This window comes from Altererythrobacter chaiwopuensis (assembly GCF_054957755.1).
Map to the genome: position 1 here is coordinate 1 of NZ_JBTXJG010000030.1, position 255 is coordinate 255.

Here is a 255-nt window from a genome sequence, read left to right on the forward strand (position 1 = left end):
CGACAAGCTGGAGCCGGGCCTGAACGAGAACGCCTTCTACGACCCGACCAATTTCACCTACCCGGCCGGCAGCTACGTCTGCGAGGTGGAGGTGGACCCGGCCACGGGCGTCGTGCGCATCGACCGCTTCAGCGCGGTGGACGACTTCGGCAACATCGTCAACCCGATGATCGTCGAGGGCCAGGTGCACGGCGGCCTCGCGCAGGGCATCGGCCAGGCGCTGCTGGAGCATGGCGTGTACGACGCCGATTCCGG

At 67.8% G+C, this 255-nt stretch carries 1 protein-coding gene; it reads left to right on the top strand.

The window, feature by feature from the left end:
* The coding region (locus tag ACX2DJ_RS13060) for a molybdopterin cofactor-binding domain-containing protein (RefSeq protein WP_462573174.1) at nucleotides 1–255 on the top strand (255 nt) is incomplete at both ends.